The 21,469-nt window shown below is 43.2% G+C and carries 25 protein-coding genes and 1 pseudogene; 6 read left to right on the top strand and 20 right to left on the bottom strand.

All coding sequences use genetic code 11. From position 1 onward, the window contains the following. Nucleotides 1-374 precede the first annotated feature (374 nt). Nucleotides 375-599 carry a helix-turn-helix domain-containing protein gene (locus EKN16_RS06775; RefSeq protein ID WP_125654821.1) on the top strand — a complete coding sequence of 75 codons (225 nt, stop codon included), beginning with the start codon at nt 375-377 and terminating at the stop codon, nt 597-599. Between the two features lie 163 nt (nt 600-762). Continuing rightward, on the top strand, nt 763-939 hold the full coding sequence (locus EKN16_RS32120) for a hypothetical protein (RefSeq protein WP_164522699.1): 177 nt from the start codon (nt 763-765) through the stop codon (nt 937-939). A gap of 243 nt (nt 940-1,182) precedes the next feature. Here EKN16_RS32120 and EKN16_RS32890 read toward each other — a convergent pair whose 3' ends face one another. The 3 genes from EKN16_RS32890 to EKN16_RS06765 are packed head-to-tail and all read right to left on the bottom strand — an operon-like array spanning nt 1,183 to nt 2,050. After that, nucleotides 1,183-1,449, bottom strand: a complete 267-nt coding sequence (locus EKN16_RS32890; RefSeq protein WP_232016261.1) for a hypothetical protein — start codon at nt 1,447-1,449, stop codon at nt 1,183-1,185. Nucleotides 1,450-1,490: 41 nt separating this feature from the next. Next, entirely contained in the window at nt 1,491-1,685 is a 195-nt protein-coding gene (locus EKN16_RS32885) for an LLM class flavin-dependent oxidoreductase (protein ID WP_232016260.1), read from the bottom strand. Then, nucleotides 1,685-2,050: a DoxX family protein gene (locus tag EKN16_RS06765; RefSeq protein ID WP_125654819.1), complete on the bottom strand. Its 366-nt coding sequence runs from the start codon at nt 2,048-2,050 to the stop codon at nt 1,685-1,687. The genes EKN16_RS32885 and EKN16_RS06765 overlap by 1 nt, the downstream gene beginning before the upstream one ends. Before the next feature lie 366 nt (nt 2,051-2,416). Between EKN16_RS06765 and EKN16_RS33625 the strand changes: the two genes are divergently transcribed. Beyond that, nucleotides 2,417-2,743: a DUF2642 domain-containing protein gene (locus tag EKN16_RS33625; protein WP_331852371.1), complete on the top strand. Its 327-nt coding sequence runs from the start codon at nt 2,417-2,419 to the stop codon at nt 2,741-2,743. Between the two features lie 114 nt (nt 2,744-2,857). Here EKN16_RS33625 and EKN16_RS06755 read toward each other — a convergent pair whose 3' ends face one another. From EKN16_RS06755 to EKN16_RS06730, 6 genes are all read right to left on the bottom strand, one after another. Beyond that, a complete protein-coding gene (locus EKN16_RS06755; protein WP_125654817.1) occupies nt 2,858-3,541 on the bottom strand; it encodes a hypothetical protein in 684 nt (227 codons plus the stop codon). After that, entirely contained in the window at nt 3,538-4,755 is a 1,218-nt protein-coding gene (locus EKN16_RS06750; RefSeq protein WP_125654815.1) for a CynX/NimT family MFS transporter, read from the bottom strand. The genes EKN16_RS06755 and EKN16_RS06750 overlap by 4 nt, the downstream gene beginning before the upstream one ends. Beyond that, complete coding sequence (locus EKN16_RS06745; protein ID WP_125654813.1) at nt 4,756-5,442, bottom strand: FadR/GntR family transcriptional regulator; 687 nt, start codon at nt 5,440-5,442, stop codon at nt 4,756-4,758. 352 nt (nt 5,443-5,794) lie between these two features. Continuing rightward, nucleotides 5,795-7,015, bottom strand: a complete 1,221-nt coding sequence (locus EKN16_RS06740; RefSeq protein WP_232016257.1) for an MFS transporter — start codon at nt 7,013-7,015, stop codon at nt 5,795-5,797. Nucleotides 7,016-7,097: 82 nt separating this feature from the next. Continuing rightward, nucleotides 7,098-8,249, bottom strand: a complete 1,152-nt coding sequence (locus EKN16_RS06735) for a serine hydrolase domain-containing protein (protein WP_125665962.1) — start codon at nt 8,247-8,249, stop codon at nt 7,098-7,100. 320 nt (nt 8,250-8,569) lie between these two features. Continuing rightward, complete coding sequence (locus EKN16_RS06730; RefSeq protein WP_125654811.1) at nt 8,570-9,007, bottom strand: RrF2 family transcriptional regulator; 438 nt, start codon at nt 9,005-9,007, stop codon at nt 8,570-8,572. Nucleotides 9,008-9,334: 327 nt separating this feature from the next. On the opposite strand from EKN16_RS06730, the gene EKN16_RS06725 reads away from it, so the two are divergent. Continuing rightward, entirely contained in the window at nt 9,335-9,739 is a 405-nt protein-coding gene (locus EKN16_RS06725) for a CBS domain-containing protein (protein WP_125654809.1), read from the top strand. Between the two features lie 94 nt (nt 9,740-9,833). On the opposite strand, the gene EKN16_RS06720 is transcribed toward EKN16_RS06725, so the two are convergent. The 11 genes and pseudogenes from EKN16_RS06720 to EKN16_RS06670 all read right to left on the bottom strand — a co-directional run bounded on the left by EKN16_RS06720 (nt 9,834) and on the right by EKN16_RS06670 (nt 20,006). Continuing rightward, nucleotides 9,834-10,415, bottom strand: a complete 582-nt coding sequence (locus EKN16_RS06720; RefSeq protein WP_125654807.1) for a class I SAM-dependent methyltransferase — start codon at nt 10,413-10,415, stop codon at nt 9,834-9,836. A gap of 189 nt (nt 10,416-10,604) precedes the next feature. Continuing rightward, nucleotides 10,605-11,216: a DUF3267 domain-containing protein gene (locus EKN16_RS06715; protein WP_125654805.1), complete on the bottom strand. Its 612-nt coding sequence runs from the start codon at nt 11,214-11,216 to the stop codon at nt 10,605-10,607. A gap of 465 nt (nt 11,217-11,681) precedes the next feature. Further along, the gene (locus tag EKN16_RS06710; RefSeq protein WP_125654803.1) at nt 11,682-12,182 is read right to left on the bottom strand and encodes a 2,4'-dihydroxyacetophenone dioxygenase family protein; all 501 of its coding nucleotides are present in this window, start codon (nt 12,180-12,182) and stop codon (nt 11,682-11,684) included. Between the two features lie 494 nt (nt 12,183-12,676). Next, on the bottom strand, nt 12,677-12,892 hold the full coding sequence (locus EKN16_RS06705; RefSeq protein WP_125654801.1) for a hypothetical protein: 216 nt from the start codon (nt 12,890-12,892) through the stop codon (nt 12,677-12,679). 279 nt (nt 12,893-13,171) lie between these two features. After that, nucleotides 13,172-14,146, bottom strand: a complete 975-nt coding sequence (locus tag EKN16_RS06700) for an ABC transporter ATP-binding protein (protein WP_125654799.1) — start codon at nt 14,144-14,146, stop codon at nt 13,172-13,174. Then, the gene (locus EKN16_RS06695; RefSeq protein WP_125654797.1) at nt 14,143-15,201 is read right to left on the bottom strand and encodes an ABC transporter ATP-binding protein; all 1,059 of its coding nucleotides are present in this window, start codon (nt 15,199-15,201) and stop codon (nt 14,143-14,145) included. The genes EKN16_RS06700 and EKN16_RS06695 overlap by 4 nt, the downstream gene beginning before the upstream one ends. After that, entirely contained in the window at nt 15,168-16,166 is a 999-nt protein-coding gene (locus EKN16_RS06690; RefSeq protein WP_125665951.1) for an ABC transporter permease, read from the bottom strand. Before EKN16_RS06690 ends, EKN16_RS06695 begins: the two co-directional genes overlap by 34 nt. After that, nucleotides 16,166-17,137: an ABC transporter permease gene (locus EKN16_RS06685; RefSeq protein WP_125654795.1), complete on the bottom strand. Its 972-nt coding sequence runs from the start codon at nt 17,135-17,137 to the stop codon at nt 16,166-16,168. Before EKN16_RS06685 ends, EKN16_RS06690 begins: the two co-directional genes overlap by 1 nt. Nucleotides 17,138-17,212: 75 nt before the next feature. Next, entirely contained in the window at nt 17,213-18,976 is a 1,764-nt protein-coding gene (locus EKN16_RS06680) for an ABC transporter substrate-binding protein (RefSeq protein ID WP_125654793.1), read from the bottom strand. A gap of 209 nt (nt 18,977-19,185) precedes the next feature. Continuing rightward, nucleotides 19,186-19,308 (bottom strand): annotated as a pseudogene (locus EKN16_RS33680) (S-layer homology domain-containing protein); the annotation flags it as partial. A 152-nt stretch (nt 19,309-19,460) separates the two neighbouring features. Next, nucleotides 19,461-20,006 carry a hypothetical protein gene (locus tag EKN16_RS06670; protein ID WP_125654791.1) on the bottom strand — a complete coding sequence of 182 codons (546 nt, stop codon included), beginning with the start codon at nt 20,004-20,006 and terminating at the stop codon, nt 19,461-19,463. A 77-nt stretch (nt 20,007-20,083) separates the two neighbouring features. Between EKN16_RS06670 and EKN16_RS06665 the strand changes: the two genes are divergently transcribed. Both EKN16_RS06665 and EKN16_RS06660 read left to right on the top strand, forming a co-directional pair. Further along, the gene (locus EKN16_RS06665) at nt 20,084-20,683 is read left to right on the top strand and encodes a TetR/AcrR family transcriptional regulator (protein WP_311547056.1); all 600 of its coding nucleotides are present in this window, start codon (nt 20,084-20,086) and stop codon (nt 20,681-20,683) included. A gap of 109 nt (nt 20,684-20,792) precedes the next feature. After that, on the top strand, nt 20,793-21,458 hold the full coding sequence (locus EKN16_RS06660; protein WP_125654787.1) for a stalk domain-containing protein: 666 nt from the start codon (nt 20,793-20,795) through the stop codon (nt 21,456-21,458). The last annotated feature ends 11 nt before the right edge of the window (nt 21,459-21,469 follow it).

Below are 21,469 nucleotides of genomic sequence, written 5' to 3'. Positions count from 1 at the left end.
GCATACATGGTTTACTTTCTCTTTGCCTCCTTATTCGTCTCCTATTCACAAGTTCAATGAGTGGCTAAAAAACACAAAAAAGAGCCCTTGGTGACAGGCTCCTCCGATTCACGAATCGATATGTTTGTAGTACGTATCGATTACAATTATGAAATTTTAATTTACAGCTAATTATGAAATGCGCACTCTTGATGTTCCTTGAACGTGTTTTTGTCTTGATAAGAATACAATGTCAGGTTAATGAAAGTCAAGTAAGTATTCCTCACGTACCTGTATTTCGTAGGCTAACCTCTCTCAGTCCTGCCAAGAACGTTTTATTCCTCCCGAAATATGGCTAAGATGTAGTTATAATCGTAATAATGGAGGCTGCTACAATGAAAATCGAACTCGGCCGCTGCTTGCTTCATCAGCGACTGCATGAGTCCGGCATGACGAAAGAGGAACTCGCCCGAACTTTGCTTTTTAAGCCAGAGCGCTTAGTCGACTATATGGAAGGTAAGAGAGTCATGCCGTTAAAGACGGCCATTTCGGTTGCCGATACAATCGGATGTCCCGTGAACGATCTGTACGAATTAATTCCGCTTCCGACAGAGTTCTAGTAATCGCAAATATGTTTTATGTTATTGAACTGCTATGCTGCCCGATAGCCCTCCATGCCCCTCACGGGGAACCAGTATTGCCCTCATATCAACGTCATAATTCCCTGTTAAACAACGCATATTAAAGCAGGGGAATTATACGGAATGTTGACGGAGGTGAACTATGACATCAAGCCGAAATCATCAAGAGGCACACGGCATCGGGCAAATTGAAGAGCAATTGAAACAGCAGGCGGACGCGGCGGATGCCATCCAAGGCGGAAATGAAACAGATCGTGAAATTGTTAAGGCGGCGAACCGCGATGCACACACCTCACTGGACGAGATCTTCGATAAGTAAAATAACGAGGGGCTTAAAATCCCCTTGTTTTTTGGGGTTCATTATGAAAATCCCTTATATTCTAAACAAACCTCTTCCAATAACATTAGCTGATATATACCTACTCTTCTGACCTGGGAAATTCATTTAACTTCTGAACCCTAGTTGTTAAATACGATGGGCATTTGACATATATATGAATCTTGCAGTTCAAATGCCAATTGACCGATCACCCCACTAGCACCGAAAAGGTTATATTCATTTTCATTGACCTCTACTTTTTCTGATTTCTCGCCGCACCACAGGAGCTACTTCCGTCGCCAATAGCTCGATAGCAGTCGCCACCTTGGACAACGATTGCCCACCCAAATCAAATTGCCCCATAAACCGGCTGTGGCCAAATAACTCATACTGATGCAATATTTTCACAACAAGCTGCTGTGGACTTCCTACGGCGAGCACATTATTTGGAGCAGTCATCGGGTCTAGATCTGATCGGGATACCCAGAATCGTTGCCCACGCTCTTTCATGAAATAGGAGAAATAATTGACATAATGGGGATGGAACTCATCTAATGCTTGTTACGATGATGTTCGCCTATTCCAAATAAGTCTAGACCTGCTTCGTCTGCCAGTTTAGCGGCGGCTATAATGTCTTCAATCCGTTTACCAGCACTTATAATTTGTCCAGACGGTCCAGGAATTAATTCCCCCAAGGAGTATATCCCAAACTCAAACTCCGTGTTATCGTTCTGATTGATACCCATTAGTTAAACCCTGGGAAATCAGATAACCGAATGAAAAATACTATAAAAGATAAAATACCGAGGAATATAATCGGGAATGTTTGTTTGAATGAATCCTTAACACGAATATGAGTTAGAATACCTCCAATAGACGTAACACCAAGTAAGAGAGCTCCTACTGCTGTCCAACTGTGCTCCCAGAAGCCAATAATTAATGCTGCCGCACCGACAAATTCAACGATGCCTGTCACAACTCGGAACCATTGTGGTAAACCCCACTGCCTAAAGCCATCGACATGCATCTTGGAACCTGTTATTTTACCCAAGGCAGCCATCAAAAAGATAAGTGCTAGTAATCCCCCTAAAATATTTGACAAAATATCCATCTTAATCTCCCCTTTTCATTATATATGCAACTGTTTGAAGCACATTTTAAATTAAAAATCACCCTTGTCACTCTCATGCCATATACCCTTTTACTAAAGGGCCAATTGACCCCGTTCGGTTGTATCACACCCTTCTCGTCTATTGTTTATTAATCATGCAGCCTTAACTGCAACAGCATTAAGCACATTATAATCTGACATTCATTTTAATGCAACTTCAATAAGCACATTATAGAGTAAATTTTTTATGTCCAAGTGTGTTTATTCCAAGCTCTTCAACTAATCCGAAGATTAAACACCTGGCTGTAAGCTAGTGTAATCTTTAACAGTTGTCGTGAAATCATAAAACCACTTCCGCCCAGTCCAATGAATAGGCATCTGCATATGATGGGTTCGAACCTATATCAAGGAGTGATGAATGTTTTGTATCCATACCATACAAGTCCGGTCAATCCTAGCCAGGTAAGCCCGAGTCAAGTTAGCCCTAGCCAAATACAAATGGTTTCGTCGATCGACCCCTACGTTGTGGAAGCCCTTAGCCGCTTAGTAGGCCGATGCGTATTGCTCGAAACAACACGAGGGGCGATTGAAGGAGCTATTGTTGATGTCAAACCAGATCATGTTCTGCTCCAGCTACATTCCCGCCAAGCCTGTGTGCGAATAGCCGAAATTGTATGGACGATGCCATTATAAGCATTTAAGGAGACTCCTTCAAGCGTTTCCTAGTCTTGTTCTGCTCGTCGTTCCTTAGCATCGGGAATCGGAACATGTTCTTGTCAAGCAGAATGACAAAAACATGTTCCGATATCATTTTTTTGGATTCCCCAGCTTTATCGCTCCGATCATATTTCCTGTATCCCCTGGGTCCTTCAAAGCAATAGATGATATAGCCCAGTAATCGAACGGTTCCCGTTTAATCTTATCAACCGTAATGGAGGCACTCCCGGTTCCAATCGTTTCATTCATCACAACAAGTGGATAATCAAATGAGATTTGAACTTTGTCTGGTGTTAATTCCTTGGAATGCAATTGTTCGACTTTTCCCATATGAGGGCTGGAGGCACCGGTTACCCAAAAGTTGTCTTCAAATTCCTGCTTGTTCTCTTGACGGAGAGCCGGCGATAAGACAGCATACTGCATTGCGCCGCTTCTCTTTTGCACGCCACGGATCCATGTCTGAACTGCTTCTTCCGGAGATCCAGCTTCAAGAGCATTCTCTAGACTTTTCACTTGTAAGGACAAATTGGATGATTCAGGCATAGTCACATAGATGCTATTGTCTTTATAAGTCACGTTTCCTTGGAACTGTTCCACTATGGACTTCAAGGATACCATCACTATTCCCTTGTCCTTATTCAGATTAAAGGCGCTGCCAGAAAATTCTACATCATTTATAAAAATCCGTGTACCTGATGCTGCCGCTATAACAGTGCTCGATATAATCATGAATCCGGCACAGACAGCAGTAAAAACCTTCCACTTCTTACTCATCCAAATTCCCTCAAAATTAATCGATCTCGGCCTGCAGCTACGCCAAAGATCATCAGCAGTATTGTCATTGCAAGCAGAACAATAAGCGGCACATTCCATCCGTTCGTGGCATCATGTAGATAGCCGAATAAAGTGGGTCCTACAGCCGCGAGCAAGTAACCTACAGACTGAGACATACCGGATAATTCTGCCGCATCATGAGCATTTGTAGTACGAAGCCCGAAGAACATCATAGCCAGACTGAATGAACAACCCGCTCCAATACCGATTAACACTGCCCACAGAATAACTAGCGAATGATTCCCAGAAAGAAATCCCGCAATACCAATAAAGAAAAATCCAGCAGTTAGGATGATAAGAGGAATTTGATTGTTCATTCGCCCTGCTAATATAGGCACAATAAAGGTGACTGGAAGTAAAGCCAGCTGCATCAGGGATAGCGTCCAGCCCGCTGAATCGGAACTCATTCCCTGGTTTTTCAAAATATCCGGAAGCCAAGAAACGACTACATAAAAAAACATGGATTGTAAACCCATGAATAGTGTAACGTACCATGCGAGTGAGGATTTCCACAGACTCGTCCGGTTTTCGTTCCTTGTTAATGAGTTCGTTTTTTGCTGCTTACGCCTTAATTGAGGCATCCAGACAAGCATCGCCACCAATGTTAGTAGTGTCCATATCCCCAATGCCCCCTTCCATCCCAAGCCGACTTGATTGGCCAGCGGCACGCTGATTCCGGATGCGATCGCACCGCTAAAATTCATTGCAACGGAATAAATACCGATCATTACTCCAATTCTTAATGGATAGTTTTCTTTGATAAGGCTCGGCATTAATACATTACAAACAGAAATCGCAAGGCCCAGAATGACTGTTCCGATCAACAGTGAGCTGATTCCCCAAAATGAGCGTAATACCATTCCTATTAAAAGAAGGAACAAGGAACCGAAGAGAACAGCTGGCGTACCAAAACGGCGAGCCAATTTAGGCGCAACAGGTGAAAGAAGTGCAAACCCCAATAATGGCAGTGTGGTAATCAAGCCCGCTAAAGTATTCGATATTCCTAAGTCATCCCGAATGGTTCCAATGAGTGGACCTACTGAGGTTAGAGGGGCACGCAAGTTCGCCGCAATCAAAATAATGCCTAAGACAAGCAGCCATCCTTTAGAAGTGGATTTCGATTTGGTATTGGATCTAAGTTGTGATGATTCCACTTACATTTCCTCCATCTCAATATCTCTTTTTAATTGGTCGAAGAACTGCTGTACGTTTTTGGCAGCTGCTTTTGAATCTTGCGCGGCAATGGCCTCCACCAGTTGATGATGCTCATCTTGAGGAAGCTTATCGGTAAATCTTTTTCTTAAGTAAATGGTGATGGATTCCTGGATGGCTTCAGTGATATGTGCATACAGGTCGATGAGCATTTGATTGCCGGTCGATTCCACAATGGTCTGATGCAATTTCATATCTGCGGCCACATACTGTTCCATATCACGACTAACTGTAAACGAACTGCATTCCTGATGATAAAACCAAATTTTCTCCAGATCCTGTTCAGTGCGCCTTTCAGCGGCGAGTCTAGCTGCTTCCTGCTCTAACGCATTCCGAACTTCCAGCGTATCAAGCAAGCTCGATTTTTGAATACGCCGTTGAATGGCCGCGCCAAGCGTGCTGCCTGAAGAAACATAGGTTCCGTCCCCTTGTTTAGTCATTAATACGCCAGCATGACACAGAGCCCTTATACCTTCACGCAACGTATTGCGGCTAACGTTAAGTTCAACGACAAGTTCCGGTTCGGCTGGTATCTTCTTTCCTACCTGCCATTCGCCGGATTCAATTAGAGATTCAATTTGTAAAATGACTTGATCAACAAGATTAAGTCGAGTTGTTTTCGTTAGCATTCATCAAACCTCCAAACATGGGATGATTGGTTCTCTTGTTAAAATAACATATAATCTCACTTGTGTACATTGCCCAAAAAATAATATTCTCATTTTTTTTACATTTTGCTAATACGAGCCTTTTGATCATTCCATACTTTTAACTGATATCCGTAAAGCTATGATTGGGAATGAAATGCCAAAAACCCTTGTGTGACAAGGGTTTTTGGCATTTTGGAGAGATCCGGAATCGTTACTCGCAATGGTATTAGATGAAGCTATTTGCGGAGGGTTCTATCAACATTCATCATTTTACCATTCCTGAGTGGCTCGGTGTTCTGCTCGGCGGGTGTTTTGCGGTCTTTCGCCAATGCTATCTATTCACCGATGGTTTGTCGCTTGGTGGCAACAACATTTTCTCTCTGCCTTTTTGGTTCTCATACAGAATTTTTATTGCAATACAAACAAGTGCCAATATGATAAATAATAATCCGCTCCATATGGTTCCTTTCATGCCTGAAGCAGTAAGAAACCATCCTGCTACTAACGAACCGATGGACACCCCAAGATTGATGAAAGAAATATATAACCCGTTGGCAAATTCAGGAGCTTCTGGAGCTTCAGCAGTCAACCATATCTGGGTGACGATGAGTCCACTGGTATGAGCGGCTCCCCACAAAACCATTATGACAATGACAGGCACAATAGATGTTGCTCCCAAATATAGCAAAATGAAAGTGAGTGCTAATAGGATCGGATGGAAAACAGTCGTTCTCACCTTATTTATACCAATCAGTTTCCCTGCCAACAAGTTTCCGACGACACCCCCAACACCAAATATGACAAGCAGGACACTAATCACTTCTCCACTCATACCCATCACTTGTTTCAAGTATTCAGCTGAATAACTATACACCGAGAACATAGCGGCAAAAATGAAGGTTGCTGCACCAATATTTATCCAAAGAGGGACTTTTCGCAAAATGCTGAGCTGCTCTCCGTAAGATACTTTCTCGGCTTTCGACGTTTTCGGAAGCATGAACGCGATCCCTACGCTAGCAGCGGCGTTTACAAGCGCACAAAAAATAAAAGAGGCCTCGAATGAGAACTGATCTACGATATAAGTTGTTATCGGAATTCCAAGTACCATTCCCATACTAGTACCTACAAATGCTTTAGCTGAAGCCTGCGTGGCTTTTTCCTTAGGATAAAGTGAACTCGCAGCAACAAAAGCCATTGAAAAATATACGGGATGAAACAATGCCGGGATCATACGAAGCGCCAGCAAAATATAAAAATTCGAAGTATAAGCTGATAATAAGCTGCTCGCAGAAAAAATGAGTAACGACATGACCAAAACATGTTTACGATTATATTTTGAAAGCAGCAATACCATAAAGGGACCTAATAGAGCAACGACAAGCGCAAACATACCAACAAGCAGTCCGGCTTGAGACGTACTGACGTTGAACCGTTCAGTAATAGTTGGCAGTATTCCGACAATACCAAACTCAATGGTATACAGGCCGAATAAGCCCAGAGCAATAAAAAATATTGGATTTATAGTCCTTTTATTTGAATCGAATTGTACCAAGATCATCACTCCCTTAAGTATCCTGCTTTTACACAAAGAGCCCTGTACGGATCAAGCCGCACAAGGCTCTTGTACCCCTTCTTTATTTCTTGATCCCGTCATAAACGGCTTCTGTGAGATCAACAGTAAACTGGCCCGACATCCCTTCCAAAGCCGTATTAGTAAAGGCAACAACGCTGAGCTGCTGCTCAGGATCAACAAACCACGAATGACCATAAGTACCACCCATACGCCAGGTACCTGGTGATTCCGGAGTGCCAGCAGCAATAGGATCTTTGAGCAGTATAAATCCTAAGCCAAAGCCTCTGCCTGGCCAAAAGGCCATTGGCATATTCCCGATCTGGTTGGTAGTCATCTCGCGAACCAAACTCTCCGGCAGCAAAGGTGCTCCGCCCTTGCGCAATGTTTCCAGCATCAGCAGCAAGTCGCCAGCGCTCCCGACCATGCCAGCTCCACCAGAGTGATAGGCAGAATCGTCAAGAGCTCGGCCAGGAGAAAGCTGAAAGCCCGCGGTACCTTCAATAAAAGGAATGTGATCTGGATCACGAATAGGCCGTGGTTCTGGAGCGTCATTCGTATAGGCCGTAGCCAGTCGCTCCGGGTCGACTGCAGTAAATCCGGTGTCGTTCATACCAAGCGGCTTTAACACCAAGGATTGAACGGCTTCGCTAAGTGGGGCTCCACTAACCTTCTCAATCACTGCGCCGAGTACATCTGTTGCGATAGAATATTTCCACTGGGTGCCTGGCGTGTAAAGGAGTGGAACAGAGGCAATACGACGCAGGTTCTCTTCCAACGTGATATCAGTCTGATCCATCCCATCTGATACCCCAGCGCGATGATATGAACCATTCTCTTCTTGAAAAAAGCGGTAAGTCAGACCCGCCGTGTGTGTGATCAAATGTCGAATCGTCAATATCGCGAAATCCCCGTTCTCCAATCGTGGCCGAAACTCGGGAAGCCACCGATCAACGCGGTCGTCCAGATGAATACGACCTTGTGAAAGCAGTACTAAGGCAGCTGTTGAAACGATGGGTTTGGATACAGAGGCAAGTCTAAATAAGTTATTTTCTTGCATAGGCTGGTTCTTCTCCCGGTCAGCAAGACCGGCAGCTCGGTTATAAACCAGTTCCCCGTCTACCGCCACTTTAATGACAGCGCCAACCAACCTTTTGTCGGCAAAGGTACGATCGATTACTTCATCGATGCGTGCTTCTAAATAATCTGTATCCATTTTTTTTGAATATAACTTACTCATGTTCTTCATCCTCTCTGAATAGTAAAAGCTTTAATCGCTTTACTATTGTAAGTATATTATATTAATTAAGTGAATTGTTTTACATAAGACATTTACGTTAAATCTGCCCCGTTACGAAGGAAAACAAGTTATTTTGAATATAAATCGTTAAATTTAAAGGAACCCCCATCGATGATGACACGGAACTAGGAAGAAGAGGCAAACTTACTTGCCGAGCTAGAATAAGGGTTGAAGTTACGGGCAAAACAAAAAGGAATCCGGCACAAACCCGGATTCCTAGCACCTTCTGAAAATCATTAAATCACGAAAAAATCAACACGATCCATTACGTTCGCAATCGTATATTGTCGTAAATAATCAATGGTTTGCTGTTCGGCTTCGTGGAGTATTTTTTCTAATTCCACATCCAGTTGTTCACCAGCTTCACCACAGTCAACGTCAATCTCTGGCTCATCAGACTCCGCATTAACTGCAGAGTAAATCTCACCTAACGTGATTTGATCCGCACATTTCCGTAAAATATACCCGCCCTCTCGACCGCCCTTTGACTCAACGATACCTGCAGTCGTTAGTGCTTGCATCACTCTTCGCATGAAGGTTGCGTGCGAATTCACCTGATTCGCTATCATGGCACTCGATAATATACTGCCGCTTTTTGCTAACCAGACGAGCGAATGAACGGCTATCTTAAAACGTGGAGGACCAATGTTAACTCCACGGTTTGCTGTACTCAATTTACTTTCACTCCTTTTGCCGCATTTACTCTATATTAAGCTTTCAATTTTGAGCTTTTTAAATGCAACTGTAATAAGCGCATTATAGAACATAAAATTTCAATACTCAAGAAAGTTTTATCTTTAGTTTTATCTTTTGTTTTATCTTTTGAATCAAATCCCCGTGTCGAGATAATATATCGTTCCTCCTCCCCAAATGAACCAAATAACAGGGTTAGGGGCATACTGCAATAGATTGGAAGGCATTCTCAATGCTCTTTTTTTGCAAAGTATGTTTTAATAAAAGGAACGGTATGTGAAAATCCTAGAGAAAAGGAGTCCATAACGATGCAAATAGATTCTTTTGTATTACCGAAAGACGAGGTAGCTTTTATTTCATCCTCAGCATCTATGCGTGAAGCACTGGAGCAGTTGGAATATCATCATTACAGCGCAATTCCAATAATAGATAGCGAAGGTAAATATTTGGGGACCTTATCCGAAGGTGACCTGTTAAGGAAAATAATTAATACGCCCGGTCTAAATGTTGATGACATGCAGCAGGTTCCGATAACCGATATCAAGAAGCGTATCCATAGCGAATGCGTTTCTATCCATGCGGATATGGAGGATATGCTAGCGCTGGCAGCCGATCAGAATTTCGTTCCGGTTGTCGATGATGAGCATGTTTTCATCGGAATTATTAGACGAAAAGATATTATTGAATACTATATGAGAAATATAACCGATTGAAGTGCTTATAGTGTCGAACTTCATTCAAGAAGCTGCGCACAATTCCGGAGTCTGTACGTCGAGATGGAGACTCCTACGCAATCAACGATATCTTTTAATGTAGGAAAAATGTTATTCTCGTCTCTTCTTCTATATTTGCCAGCCATGATATCGATCTTAACTTTCCACACCATTGTTCATGTGTAAATTTGAGTTCGTATTCATGCTGCCATTCATCTACAACGAGGAATGAGTTGTTCTTCCATTCATCGAACCAATTAACAGGAAACCCATTTCTTCGATCCTTTGTATCCACATTTGATCCAGATGGCTTAAGTTCAATGTTGTTATCCATTAGAACCTCAAACGTAAGTCTGGCTATTTTGGAATCCGGTTTAAATATAGAGTTAATGACCAATAGATGACCATTCGGTTCTAAATGTGCCTTAATATTCTCGATAACCTTGATTCGATCAAACCAATGCCATGCTCTAACAACAGTTATGATTGGGTAGGTACATTGAAGCTTAAAATCTTCAGCATGTGCTTCAACATACTGAATAGCATCTACTCCTGCTAATTTACCCATTAGCATGGCCTCTTGGATTAATTCCTTAGAAGGTTCGATACCTATGACATGAGCACCAATTTTATTTAGGTCTCTACTGAAAATCCCACTTCCTGCTCCTAAATCAATTTATCCATTTGATGTAAAAACAATAAAATCGATCATACAGATAATGAATTTCTATCTCATATAATAAGTGCTTGATAAATTCATAACATGGTGCGTAGAAGCCCGCTTGCTGCCGGATCATTCTTACGATCGCTGTTGTCTCCCTATTTCTTGATTCTATCCCCCATTTAATTCAGCGCTATCTATTCATTACTTACTCAACTTCCAATACGTAGTCAAATGACAGTTTATGATTAACGCTTTCTTGGGAACCTGAAACAAAATCAGAGTTAAACTCAATAAATCGACTGACGATCCCATGGCATTAAGAAAGAAAAGAAAAATAACGGTTGGATTCAGCCATCCAAAAAAACCAAAGATTATTGGTAGAATAATAGAAATCACGAGAAATGGTGATAAAGATATTAAAACAAATCGATTCCGGGACATTACCTCTTCCGTCAGCACAAAACCACCGAATAACTGAATGCCTATCCATGTTTTGTTGGACTTCATAAAATTCGGAACGAGAACCAAGTGAATCAACTCATGAATAATCAATACCACAAAGATACCAATGATATAAAGGATATTAATTTTAAAGGTAATAGAGCCTCCATGGAAACCAAAGTCCTCTAAACGAATTGGATGAAATAAACTCGTTAGAATGAGTGTAATACCAGCAGCAAGAATCATAAAGGGAATAGAAAATAAGATAGCGATTGGCATAGATTGGGGCTCTTTTAGTTTCATCCATTGCTGCCGAACTAGCTCGGCTTGTTTCTCTGGATTAGCTTTTGGAATATGAAAAATGATTTTCACACTTACCTCCTACAGTTGTATGATGTCTACTTCGGATGCTCCCCTATTTCAAAGGTTCCTCTCGCCGATCACCGGTCAATTCAATCGTTTTCCAACCTTAGATAAGATCCGATTAATAACCTCTTCCGTGGTCAACTCATCTGTAAGAATATGCTCTTCAAATCTACTTTCTTTAAACGCATTTACACATTTATTGATTTGTTGAAATGTCCATCCACCTAATGCATCTCCTCTAGCTATTAGACGCCTTCGGATTGTCTCCTCAGAGGCTTAAGGATTGAAGCATCTTGGCAGCGGTAGTCTTCCCAGAACCAAAGGCTCCGTTAATCATTATTATCATTGACTTACCCCTTATCAATTTGCTCTCCTATGCGACTACTATCTAAACTACGTTTGATTGGCGACTATCTGTAACCACTTCACCTGCTTCTTGTACCAGCAAGGAACCAGTCATCCAATATCTGGTTAATAGATTAAGTCCTTACGTATTTCTAATACATTCTCATCACAATAGTCTCTATACTTCTTCAATACTGTGAATACATCGTCTTGTCCAATAATCTGGTTATTGTCATCAAAGTACTGTAGAGAACCTCCTAAGATAAACAATGTGATAACCTCTTCATCTTCTGTAATTAATGTATGGATATCACCTGGTGGTTCGAAAATAAAGGTTCCTGGCTTGGCGAGCCATTCTCGTCCTTCATAGCGCCAAATCCCTTGCAAATTGTAACCAACAACACAACCTCCTGTGTGTCGATGACGAGTTAAAACTTGATTGCTCTTAATCTTAAATAAGTACGTCCAAGATCCAGTTGTCAAATCAAATCTCAGTGGTTTAAAGTAACAATTTGCTTCCCCTTCATTGAAAGGAACCCAAGGTAATTCATCTCTATTAATCACTCTTTCGGGTAGTTGGATACTTTCAGCAAGTTTGATAACTGTTTCATTAATCAGCTGGTTCATAGGGATAACCTCCTTTTCTTAAACACAACGATGACATATCTCGATTGTTCCATCATTATCTTCTCCTTTAACAAGATCTTGCTAGAATGCACTCCTCACATTAATTCAATATATCCTAAAATATCCCTGCTCCGCTATGCTATTTGTAATCAAAAAACTCAAAATCATCAAGAAGAAACGGCTTACGCCGTCCTTGGCGGTGAAGCAAGTTTCTTCCCTCTGAAATATAAGCAAAGTATAGAGGACGCTTATACTTTCTTATATTTTAAAAAATGAAGAGGGGCTGTCCCAAAAGGGTAGACCCAAGTGAGCGAATCCCATAATATTTGCAAAAGAACCTTCAAAGCCACTATGAAAGTGGATCTGAAGGTTCTTCTTTACCCGAATATTACGTGAAAAGTGGGGACTGAATTTTCCGGAAATGACTTTTGAGACAGCCCCTACTTAACTAATTCTTATTTAGTTTTGGCTATTGTCACGGATTGGCCATTTCCTTATTTGAAGAATTCATTTTTCCAAAAATTAATAACGGTATGTTCTGCTAATTCCATCGAGCTCCATGAATTCTTATATCTGAAATCGTATTTAGCCATACTTGCAATCGCCTGTTCAGTTTCTGAATTCTTCACTCGAATTTCTATGGATAAGGCATTTTGCAAAATGTTCGTTAACTCATCGATTTGCTTAATGGTATCTCCTGAAGCTGTCATAACGTCTTCTCCTTTCATGTATAGAATGCCAAGCCTACTTACTCACTAATTATTCACCATACGCTGGCAAGGTAAACCTTGTCCGAAGCTCTCAGCAACAAGGATGCGCTTTCATTTTCTTCCAATTACTCCTTATAGCTCATTGCAGCAGCGTCAAGATTGCGGATAGGTTTATTAGCAAAAGTAAGTTTAGCATATACAAGCCTACCAAAAAAGGAGCCCTTTTGGCTCCTTTTTCACAAGTTTTTATGACAATAAACAAAACTCGGCGTACTTTTTCTATTCTAATGGATAATGACAAGCAACCTGTCGTTCTGGAGCTACTTTACTCAGTAGAGGCTCTTCTACTCTACACCGATTCTGGGCGGCTGGACAACGAGGGTGAAATCGACAGCCAGATGGCGGGTTGGCTGGAGAGGGTACCTCGCCTTGCAAAATGATTCTCGCGGTCTTCCGATTCAGCGTAGGCTGTGGAATTGCAGACAGCAGCACTGCCGTGTAAGGATGAAGCGGATGAGCAAACAAATCCTCTGTTGGCGCTACCTCCACCATTTTGCCTAAGTACATGACACCTACCCGATCCGATATATGACGCACTACATTAAGACCGTGTGCAATGAACAAATAGGTTAGCCCGAGCTCCTTCTGCAGCTTCATCATCAGATTCAATACTTGTGATTGCACCGAAACATCTAATGCCGACACCGCTTCATCTGCCACGATGAACCTCGGATTGAGCGCAATTGCCCTAGCGATACCGATCCGCTGGCGCTGACCTCCCGAGAATTCATGCGGGTAGCGATTACGACGGGAAACATCCAATCCTACTAGCTCCATCAGCTCTATGACCCGATCGTCTATCTCCTTGGACGTCATCTTACGATGTATAAGAAGCGGTTCACCAATAAGATCCCGAACAAGAAACCGCGGATTCAAGGACCCGTATGGATCCTGAAAAATGATCTGCATTTCCTCGCGAAGCTGGCGAAGCTCCCTGTTCCTCAGCCGCTGAATGTTCCGTCCTCCAAAGTTGATTTCGCCTCCCGACGCCTTCTTTAAATTTAGCAGAACACGCGCCAAGGTGGATTTCCCGCAGCCAGACTCCCCGACCAAGCCGAAGGTCTCACCTGCCCGAACTCCGAAGGAAACATCATCTACCGCCTTTACATGCCCAACGACACGGTTCAGCAAGCCGGTCTTGATCGGGAAATATTTCTTCACATGACTGGCTTCTAATAGGTATTCGCTGCTCATGGATGTGTCGCCTCCGTCCGTATATCAGTCAACCTATTGGCCTCTTGGTTATTCCCCTTATTTGACTTCAGGTCGAACTCGCCCTTATCTTCGAGCCAGCAGGCCGTCTTGTGTCCAGTCAATGATGACTTTAACAGCGGTTCTTCCGTGCGACAGATATCCATCACATGAGGACAGCGCGGATGAAAACGACAGCCGGAAGGTACTTTGCTAATAGGAGGAATGGAGCCCTTAATGGTGTATAATTCTCCGCCTCGCTTACCGTCCATACCGGGAATAGATTGTAAAAGACCAATCGTATAAGGATGTCGCGAATTCTCGAAGATTTGCTGCACGGTTCCCTCCTCTACGACGATCCCCGCATACATGACCGCGATACGATCCGCAACTTCTGCTGCTACACCCATGTCGTGAGTAATCAGCAGCATCGACATCCCGAGCTCTTTCTTTAATTGAAGAAGAAGTTCCAAGATCTGCGCTTGCACCGTCACATCCAGCGCCGTTGTCGGTTCATCGGCAATGAGCAATTCGGGATTGCATGCAAGCGCCATGGCAATGACAACACGTTGACACATCCCTCCGGACATTTCGTACGGGAATTGCTTAGCCCGTATTTCGGGATCTGGGATCCCGACCAGCTTCAGCATTTCCACACTTCTCTGCCAGGCGGCTTTCTTCTTCATCCGTCTGTGAATCCGAAGTACTTCGGCGATTTGGTCCCCTACCGTGAATACAGGATTCAGCGCGGACATCGGATCTTGGAAGATCATCGTAATCAGATTGCCGCGAATTCGCAGCATGTCGTCCTGACTCGTCCGAACCAAATCTTCTCCATTAAAAAGCACTTCGCCATCCATGATGACGCCACCTGCGTAATCGATCAGACGCATTACCGAGAGTGCCGTGACACTCTTACCGCTCCCGGATTCACCGACTACGCAAAGCGTTTGTCCTTTTTCCAAATCAAAGGTAACTCGATCGGTCGCTTTGGCCACACCTTGATCCGTCAGAAAAGCGGTTGTCAAATTTCGGATTTGGAGAATTTTTTCCGCCATTGGTCCAGCCTCCTTCTAGGGATCGTGGTCTTCCTAGGATCCAAACCATCACGAATTCCATCTCCGATGAAATTGACAGCCAGAACGACAATCAGGATGCATAAGCCAGGATATAAAGCCTGTATGGGATCAATTAACATGAATTCCTGTGCATTGCTCAGCATCAGCCCCCAGCTCGTATCTGGGGTTTTAACGCCCAAGCCCAAATAAGAAAGAGCCGATTCACTAAGAATTGCTCCGCCCACCATTAAGGTAGCCGTGACAACGATCGGTGCGGATGCATTACGGAGAAGATGACCGAATATGATCCCCCAGCTGGATACACCAGTCGCTTTGGCTGCCTCCACATACTGCATTTCTCGCAGCTGAAGATAATTGCCTCGAACGAGCCTCGCTACCCCCATCCAACTTGTAAGAGCAAGAACAAGAATCATATAAGACATTTTGGAACCGAAAATAGCTAGAATCAAAATATTAAGAAACAACGAGGGAATCGAATTCATAACATCTACGAAACGCATGGCAATCGTATCTACCCACCCGCCGAAATAGCCTGCAACAGCGCCAATCAATGTGCCGATCATGACAGATACGAATGCAACAGCGAAGCCAACTGTAAGCGAAATTCGACTGCTGTACACAAGTCTGGAGAAAATATCCCTCCCTAGCTCATCCGTCCCTAGCAGGTGATTGTCGGTGCCCGCAGGCAGATTGGGGAACATCATATCAATCCGGGTTGGGTCATAAGGTACGATCCATTTGGCAAGTATGGCGAGTGTAATGAAGAATAACAGAACGACAAGTCCCGTAATGGCAAAAGGATTATGCACGAATTTCTTCCACGCCGTCTTCCACGGACCTTGCGGCCGCTTGTCCAGCACTGTGGTCTGAGTTTCCACTGGAACCTTTACTGTCTTATTCAAATTACTGTCTGGGATGGGATGTCCAAGATTAGCTTCACTCATCATGTCGCTGATCCCCCTTCCCGGCCGAGTTGAACTCTTGGATCTACGATCGCGTAGAGAATATCGGCGATAAGGTTACCGATGACGACAATAAGAGAAACAATCAACGTGATTGACATCAACACAGAGTATTCTCTTGCCACTGCCATTACTACGAACAGCCGGCCCATGCCAGGCCAGTTAAATACACTTTCCGTTAGTACTGCACCACTTACAAGAATCGGCAAGTCAAGACCGAGAATTGTGATGATAGGGATTAAGGCATTTCGCAAGGCATGACGGAATATAACTTTCCTCTCCCGAAGCCCTTTAGCTCGTGCTGTTCGGATATAATCCTGATTAAGCACCTCGAGCATGCTGGAACGCGCATATTTGGAATAAGAGGCCAGAAAGCCCAGCGTAAGAACAGATACAGGTAGAATAAGATGGAGAAACAAATCAATCAGATTGCCCTCTTTCCCCATCGTATACATGTCGGACAAAGGCAGAATATTCAGCTTTAGCGCAAAATACTCCTGCAAAATAATCCCGAACCAGAACGTAGGCATCGCAAACCCAATATACGAAATGAAAGATGCCGTCTGGTCGGAAAAGCCATATTCAACCGTGCTGTTGTAAATCCCCCATGGGATCGCGATTAATAACGAAAGAAACCATGCAGCACCCATTAGCACCATCGTATTCTTAACGGTTGGCCATAAGATATCTCCAACCGGAATATGGTTTTTGAAGGTATATCCCAGATCCCCCTTCAGTAAACCTCCAAGCCAAATCGTGAATTGAACGGGAATTGGACGATCAAGTCCAAGGTTATGTGCTTGAACCTTCGCTACCTCTGGGGATAACCCTGGTCCGAGAAACATTTGGGTAGGTCCACCTGGCGCCGCGTGAATCATTATGAATGTTAGTACGGAAATCAAGAATAGCACGAGTACGGATTGAAGCAGTCGGCGTATCAGATATTCGGTCATCTAGCATCCCCCTATTCCCGATACAGGGGAAGGGCCTAGTGGTCCTTCCCCTGTTTGAATCATCTTATGTGATTATTACTTCTTGTCTGACCACCAATTGATGATATGGAATAGGTAGCCGCTGCCTAAAGTTGACTCCGGACGATCATCTTCGGACCAATGGACGGTAGTTTTATCTACCCCTTGAGGTAAACCATACTGATACAGGAATACGTATGGCAAATCGATAGAGATTTCTTTACCAATTTCATGATAGATTTTAGTCCGTGCCGCTTGATCAACGGTTAGCTGTCCTTGTACCCACAGAGCATCAAGCTTTTCATTTTTGTACCAGCCACCGTTTTGTCCTGTCGGCGGGTAATACTTAGAGGAGAAAATACTTTCTGCATCCGGATCAGGGTTATTAAGAGACCATGAAAGCAGGATAGCCGGGAATTTACCTGGTGTAATGTTCTGATCGATCCAAGTTGCGAAGTCGATCCCTTTAGGTTTAACTTCAATGCCTACATCCTTCAAGTTTTGCTGGATGACTGCCGCCACCTGCTCACGTCGGCTGTTACCTGCATTGAACTGAAGCTCGAAGGAGAATCGATGTCCGTCCTTCACCAAAATTCCGTCTTTGCCAGCCACCCAGCCATCTTCGGCCAGCAAGCTCTTTGCTTTATCAGAATCGTAAGCGTAATTAACTGCTTCAGAGCCCGGATCTGCCCATGAACCTGGCAAGAATGGCGAATTCATCAGCTGGCCAGAACCCTTCAGAACATTGTCGACCATGCCTTGGCGGTTCAGGGCGTTAGCGATCGCTTGGCGAGTCTTTTGCCCTTTGAAAGGTGAATATTTGTCAGGGAAATTCTCATCCTTGAAGTTGAATTGTACGTATTCGTATTGAGGACCCGGCGCCAGAATGACGTTAATATTCTCATGCTTCTTAACAGCATCGATCTGAGTGACAGGAATCGCTTGCGTCATTTGGACATCACCCTTAATTAACGCTTGAACCTCCGTGTTTTGATCCGCGTATGTTTTGTAAACGATCTTCGCGATATGCGGCTTCTTTTCTCCCCAATAATTCGGGTTCGTATCTAGAGTGATGTATTGGCCCTGTTTCCATTCCGTCCATTTCCAAGGTCCACTAGTAATCGTCTTGGCTGGGTCGACTCCATAGGAATTCGTCTTAAGATCCTTAAGGGGTACATCCTTCAAAATATGAGCTGGCAGCATAGAGATATAAAGCGAGAATTGGAAGGGTGCATAGACTTGCTTCAGCTTAATGTCGACCGTTTGATCATCGACTTTGGTAACAGATTCAATCTTATCGTACTGACTGATCCCTGGTGAGGCAGCTTCAGGATTGCGGATCGTATTATAGGTATAGACGACATCATCAGCCGTAATCGCCTGTCCGTCGCTCCATTTTGCGTAATTCTTCAATTTGATGGTGTATGTTTTACCATCCGTACTTATTTTAGGAAGCTCCGATGCAAGAGACCAAGGCTCAACCGTCAAATTGGCATTGCGATCCAAATCATAAAGCTTAGCGAAAATTAAATTTTCGACATCACCTGATGAGGTATCGTTGATGAACATGGGATTAATAGATACGATATCGGAGAAGGTACTGATGGTTAAAGTCCCTCCATCTACGGGCTGTCCCGTCGTATCAGGGGTGTTGGTTGAGGTATTTCCTTTGTTCGTTGCATCACCCGTTGTGTCAGAGGGGGCTGGGTCGGTTGGTTTGGTATTGGTATTTGTTTTGTTAGAATCGGAGCACCCCACCAACAAAATTCCGACTAAAGTGATCACGGTCAAACAGGACAGCCATTTGGTTGCTTTTCTCACTTCTTCATCCTCCTCTTATTCAGTTGTTAAAAATGGTAAAAACTGCTTTTTAAGAATATACCAAATATTCTGAAAGTTAACTACACATTTTTTTCCATAATAAATATTTTCTCAATTCGCAGTCTTGCCTGTAACAAAAAAGAGGTTAACCAGACTTAGCTGATTAACCTCTTAATTGAAAACTATTTTACTAAGTCATACATTGCGTATTACTTACTGTTCTCCAATGCGAGAATGACCGTTACTGCTTCGGCTCTTGTCGCAATTTTATTCGGAGCAAAGTTATTATCGCCTACTCCCTTGATAAGACCCTCCTTGTAGGCTGCCGCTACGTATGGAACGGCCCCACTTCGGCACTAACTTGGAATCAGTGAAAGTAAGAATAGCCTTTGGATCCACTTTTAGATCAAGCGCACGTACAAGGAAGGCGATTACATTCCTTGTCGGAAGCAATTCCCTTTTTGTTGCCGATCTGCCGCTTGGGTCACCATGATTGATCTTTACCTTTTTTTGGCCACAACGTGTAGCTGAAACTGATGAGAAAATCAATCAATAGTACGACAGTCCATCCTCCAGCAAGGCTCAGAAGCTGACTCGTTTGTTCCAAGTTTCCGATGATAAAGACCATTCCAAACAACAAGGCGACTCCGATCGCCCATGCGAGCAGATGCCGAAACCAATCCGCTCGTTCCTTACTCGCGTGCTGTTTACCGAATTTAGGCGCCGACTGCGGCTTCGCTCTGCCAGCGAACCAGTGAGCAAAACGAGCATCCGCCCATTGAATCATTCGGTGTCCGTAAGCGATCGTCACCCCAATGTAGATAGCCGCCAAACCGTGGAAAAAGTCAGCCTTTGTTCCATTTCTCAAATCGATTATCGTAACGATGATTAAAATGAGGTCGATAAGAGGCGTACAAAGCAGTAAGAAACCACCAAACTTCTTCTGTTTCAACACATATCTCATAAACAATCCAGCGATGACAAACACCCAGAACCCAATCTCACAAGCCAAAATAAACCAAGCGATCACATGCTCACCTCTTTTTAATACGATTGTATTAATTTAAAATAGCACAGTTGTATTAAAAAAACAATTGGTGATATACTATGGACATGCCAAAAATTGTAGATCACAAAAAACAAAGGGAAAAACTTGCTGAAGCAACTTGGAGAGTGATCCGTCGAGACGGCTTAGAGCGCGCATCCGTCCGCAATATTGCAGCGGAAGCTGGTTTATCAGTTGGATCCATGCGTCACTACTTCTCAACGCACTCTGAGCTTCTCGCCTTTTCAATGAAATTGGTATCCAACAAAGTAAATGCCCAATTCCAGAGCTTTGTCTCCACTGGCAATCTACAAGAGGACATCTTGCAGTTGTTGTATGAGCTGCTGCCGCTGGATAAAGAGCGAAGCGCGGAAATGGAGGTCTGGATTGCCTTTACGGCAAAAGCGCTCGTCGATCCAGCACTGCAATCTTTAAGTCTTCAAGTGTCAAACGAAATGAGAGCGGGAATTTCATGGATGATCGACTCTCTTATTCAATATGAACCGGGCTGCAGCCATTTAGATGCAAAGATAGAGACGGAGAGGTTATTAGCCCTGATAGACGGGTTAGCGCTGCATGCAATCATGCAGCCTGATCATGTAACGCCCGAGCTGATTCGGTCTATTGTTATTCATCATTTACAATCGTTGCTAAAGCACTAGACTTCAGAGGATACAATCTTTAATAATAAGAAATCTTGTAATGCCTATTTTTGTAATCTATAATTACGAGAATGCACATATTCAATCAGAAGGAGAGAATTATATTTCTATGAAAAAAATGATTATTTCTATTGTCGGTTGTTCTATGCTTTTCGGTGCGAGCGGCGTTTACGCTGGCGCTCATTTGCAAGAAATCAAGGCTTACCTAAACAACGATATTAAAGTCAAAGTAAACGGTAAAGCTGTTCAACTTGTAGACGCCAAAGGAAAAGCAGTTACTCCGATTACATATAATGGCAGTACCTATCTTCCTGTAAGAGCAATATCCTCCTCGTTGAGTGTAGCTGTTGACTTTGATACCGCAACGAATAGTGTTTTGATTGGTGAAAAAGTTGACGGTACTCCACTTAATGCGGCTCAATCTTTCCCACTTTCCATTAAAGACCCTAATCTGACTAAATACAGAGGCAAGGATTATACGGAAGTATACAACGTAAGAGAAGATTTCCACAACGCCAATTTCATGCTAACGCCGAATAAAAAATTCCAAACTTTATATTTACAAATTGCTGCTATTGATACAGAAATAGAGATAGCGGTTCAAGACAGCGAAGGTAGATTGCTTAAGCAAGATAATGTGACAGAGGCAGATGGTCTGAAAACAATCGAAGTAAAAGTGGCTCAAGAAGATGAAGTCTTCGTTTTCTATAAGTTTGTGAACCCCGGTAAAAATCTTGGCATGTTCGTGCCTCTCTCTACTTCGTATTATAAATAAGCGACAAATAA

This window comes from Paenibacillus baekrokdamisoli (assembly GCF_003945345.1).
Lineage (GTDB): Bacteria > Bacillota > Bacilli > Paenibacillales > Paenibacillaceae > Paenibacillus_Z > Paenibacillus_Z baekrokdamisoli.
Note: the sequence above shows the minus strand (reverse complement) of the source record. Positions and strands in the feature narration are given on the sequence as shown.

What these genes read in the sequence shown, in the direction of transcription:
- EKN16_RS06695 (WP_125654797.1), bottom strand. Translation starts at nt 15,201, where the DNA reads ATGGCGGAAAAAATTCTCCAAATCCGAAATTTGACAACCGCTTTTCTG.
- EKN16_RS06745 (WP_125654813.1), bottom strand. Translation starts at nt 5,442, where the DNA reads ATGCTAACGAAAACAACTCGACTTAATCTTGTTGATCAAGTCATTTTA.
- EKN16_RS06725 (WP_125654809.1), top strand. Translation starts at nt 9,335, where the DNA reads ATGCAAATAGATTCTTTTGTATTACCGAAAGACGAGGTAGCTTTTATT.
- EKN16_RS06710 (WP_125654803.1), bottom strand. Translation starts at nt 12,182, where the DNA reads ATGAACCAGCTGATTAATGAAACAGTTATCAAACTTGCTGAAAGTATC.
- EKN16_RS32120 (WP_164522699.1), top strand. Translation starts at nt 763, where the DNA reads ATGACATCAAGCCGAAATCATCAAGAGGCACACGGCATCGGGCAAATT.
- EKN16_RS33625 (WP_331852371.1), top strand. Translation starts at nt 2,417, where the DNA reads ATGAATAGGCATCTGCATATGATGGGTTCGAACCTATATCAAGGAGTG.
- EKN16_RS32885 (WP_232016260.1), bottom strand. Translation starts at nt 1,685, where the DNA reads ATGGGTATCAATCAGAACGATAACACGGAGTTTGAGTTTGGGATATAC.
- EKN16_RS06685 (WP_125654795.1), bottom strand. Translation starts at nt 17,137, where the DNA reads ATGACCGAATATCTGATACGCCGACTGCTTCAATCCGTACTCGTGCTA.
- EKN16_RS06665 (WP_311547056.1), top strand. Translation starts at nt 20,084, where the DNA reads ATGGACATGCCAAAAATTGTAGATCACAAAAAACAAAGGGAAAAACTT.
- EKN16_RS06775 (WP_125654821.1), top strand. Translation starts at nt 375, where the DNA reads ATGAAAATCGAACTCGGCCGCTGCTTGCTTCATCAGCGACTGCATGAG.
- EKN16_RS06700 (WP_125654799.1), bottom strand. Translation starts at nt 14,146, where the DNA reads ATGAGCAGCGAATACCTATTAGAAGCCAGTCATGTGAAGAAATATTTC.
- EKN16_RS06735 (WP_125665962.1), bottom strand. Translation starts at nt 8,249, where the DNA reads ATGGATACAGATTATTTAGAAGCACGCATCGATGAAGTAATCGATCGT.
- EKN16_RS06690 (WP_125665951.1), bottom strand. Translation starts at nt 16,166, where the DNA reads ATGAGTGAAGCTAATCTTGGACATCCCATCCCAGACAGTAATTTGAAT.
- EKN16_RS06660 (WP_125654787.1), top strand. Translation starts at nt 20,793, where the DNA reads ATGAAAAAAATGATTATTTCTATTGTCGGTTGTTCTATGCTTTTCGGT.
- EKN16_RS06705 (WP_125654801.1), bottom strand. Translation starts at nt 12,892, where the DNA reads ATGACAGCTTCAGGAGATACCATTAAGCAAATCGATGAGTTAACGAAC.
- EKN16_RS32890 (WP_232016261.1), bottom strand. Translation starts at nt 1,449, where the DNA reads ATGAAAGAGCGTGGGCAACGATTCTGGGTATCCCGATCAGATCTAGAC.
- EKN16_RS06765 (WP_125654819.1), bottom strand. Translation starts at nt 2,050, where the DNA reads ATGGATATTTTGTCAAATATTTTAGGGGGATTACTAGCACTTATCTTT.
- EKN16_RS06755 (WP_125654817.1), bottom strand. Translation starts at nt 3,541, where the DNA reads ATGAGTAAGAAGTGGAAGGTTTTTACTGCTGTCTGTGCCGGATTCATG.